This is a genomic window from Sphingobium sp. Ant17 (assembly GCF_000588875.1).
Classification (GTDB): domain Bacteria; phylum Pseudomonadota; class Alphaproteobacteria; order Sphingomonadales; family Sphingomonadaceae; genus Sphingobium.
Genome location: NZ_JEMV01000160.1, coordinates 1 through 2,184, shown reverse-complemented (window position 1 = coordinate 2,184; position 2,184 = coordinate 1). Strand labels below are relative to the sequence as shown.

4 protein-coding genes are annotated in these 2,184 nt (G+C 56.5%); 3 read left to right on the top strand and 1 reads right to left on the bottom strand.

Annotated features, from left to right (window positions below):
• Nucleotides 1-180: 180 nt before the first annotated feature.
• From BF95_RS30070 to BF95_RS30060, 3 genes are all read left to right on the top strand, one after another.
• Nucleotides 181-987, top strand: coding sequence for a recombinase family protein (locus BF95_RS30070; protein ID WP_235210006.1), 807 nt, complete (start codon nucleotides 181-183; stop codon nucleotides 985-987).
• 147 nt (nucleotides 988-1,134) lie between these two features.
• Nucleotides 1,135-1,293, top strand: coding sequence for a recombinase zinc beta ribbon domain-containing protein (locus BF95_RS30065; protein ID WP_235209995.1), 159 nt, complete (start codon nucleotides 1,135-1,137; stop codon nucleotides 1,291-1,293).
• On the top strand, nucleotides 1,290-1,967 hold the full coding sequence (locus BF95_RS30060; protein ID WP_235210005.1) for a hypothetical protein: 678 nt from the start codon (nucleotides 1,290-1,292) through the stop codon (nucleotides 1,965-1,967). Before BF95_RS30065 ends, BF95_RS30060 begins: the two co-directional genes overlap by 4 nt.
• 105 nt (nucleotides 1,968-2,072) lie before the next feature.
• On the opposite strand, the gene BF95_RS27085 is transcribed toward BF95_RS30060, so the two are convergent.
• A partial coding sequence (locus tag BF95_RS27085; protein ID WP_152542931.1) for an aldehyde dehydrogenase family protein occupies nucleotides 2,073-2,184 on the bottom strand: 112 nt, incomplete at its 5' end.

Below are 2,184 nucleotides of genomic sequence, written 5' to 3'. Positions count from 1 at the left end.
GAAGGCCATCGGCAGCTCGCCGCTAGCTTATCGATTCCGGCATGGCAAATCCCCTGTTCAGTGCCGGGCGCAATTCGAGCGACAGCATAATAGCGCGCTGCAATTTTGATATCGTCCTCAGATTGGCAAGCATGGTCAAATCTGTAGACTGACCGCAAAGCTCATCTCTGGAGACTCCAAATGCCCCGCGTAGCGCTTTATGCCCGCTATTCCGACGATAAGCAGAGCCCTGCATCCATCGACGACCAGTTTTTGATATGCCGTGAACAGGCGGCGCGCGAAGGCTGGCGGATTGTCGCCAATTATAAGGATGCAGCGATCTCCGGCGCGAGCGTCATACTCCGTCCAGGCATCCAGTCACTTTTGCAGGATGCGCAGATGGGGCGCTTCGACATCCTGCTTGCTGAAGCTCTAGATCGCGTATCGCGCGATCAGGCTGACGTAGCCACGCTCTACAAGAATCTCCAGTTCGCCGGCGTCAAAATCGTTACGCTGGCCGAGGGCGAAGTTTCCGAACTGCATGTCGGCCTCAAGGGCACGATGAACGCGCTATTCCTCAAGGATCTTGCGAAGAAGACCCATCGCGGTCTGCGCGGCCGCGTCGAGAAGGGTAAATCCGGGGGCGGGCTTTGCTTTGGCTACGACGTCGTGCGGCGCTTCTCGAGCGAAGGCGAACCTGTGCACGGCGAGCGGAGTATCAATGCCGCGGAAGCTGAAGTCATTCGCCAGGTTTTTCGACAGTTCGCCAACGGGCTCAGCCCCCATGCAATCGCCTGCCGTCTGAATGACTCTGGGATTTCAGCACCAACGGGCAAGCTGTGGACATCAACCACGATCCGCGGCCACGCCAAGCGCGGCACAGGCCTCCTCAACAACGAGCTTTATATCGGCAAACTTGTCTGGAACCGGCTGCGCTATCTGAAGAACCCGCAAACCGGTCTCCCGCATCAATCCCAAATCCGAATGGATTGTGACCGAGGTTCCTGATCTGCGGATCGTGGATGAAGAACTCTGGCAGGCCGTGAAGGCGAGGCAGGAAAATATCGCGATTCAATATGCCGACGTCATCGAGGCAACGCGCTCTGCCCATACAGCTCTTAATCGAACGCATCGCCCGAAAAGCCTTCTCTCCGCCTGGTTTACTGCGGCTGCTGCGGCGGTCCTTATTCCCTTCGCGGGCAGGGGCGGTTTGCCTGTTCGAACCATGCTGATACGAAAAGCTGCTCGAACGGGCATAGCATCACGCGCGACAAACTCGAAGCGCGCGTCCTGATGGTCTGTGCGATCGCATGATGACCCCCGAGGTCGCGGCAGAGGCCATTCGGACCTATGTCGAGGAGAGCAAMCGCATCAAYCACCAGCGCCGCGCGTCAGAAATCGCCGATCGAACGGATCTGCAGAAAGTCCTCAAGGCGATCAACGGCCTTGTGACACTCGCGAAAGAAGGCAAGGGCACACGCGCGCTTGTCGATGAGCTTTTGGAGTTGGAAGCCCAAGAGGATGCGCTCCGCGCCCGGCTCGCTGCGGCATCGGTGGATGTGCCCGACATCCATCCCAACATCTCCGAGATTTATCGGCGCAAGGTGGAACGACTGACGCACGCACTATCGCAGCCGGAAGAGCGCCAGGAAGCCGCCGATGCGTTGCKGGCGCTGATCGAGCGSATYGAGCTTACGCCCGGCGCGAAGCGCGGTGAGGTCAACGCCATGCTCTACGGCGAGTTTGGCAGGATCCTGGAGTGGATCGARCAGCGTSGAKTGGTCGAGAATGCACAAAGCCCGGCGCTTTTGCGTCGGGGCTTTGTGGGAGTATTCGCAATTTCAGATGGTTGCGGGAGGGCACAAACTATCGAAAACCGACATTTTATGAAAATTTGCTATCTAATACAGCGTGCGCCTTATCGTAAATTACGGCCTGGCCTTTTGAATAAATGTACCTACCAAATAATTCCCATAAACGCAGGCTAAATACGATCCTTCACTTATAAAAAGAGAAATCTTGATCGCGCGCCCCACATGTCGGCAAAAAACAATTGTAATTCATATGGGTCTGCCAAAAGAATAAAAACCTGTCTAATCTAAGAGCGCCGTAATCGTCTTGGTCTCGGTATAATGCAATACGCCTTCCTCGCCGACTTCGCGACCCCAGCCCGATTCCTTCACCCCGCCAAAGGGTGCCGACGGA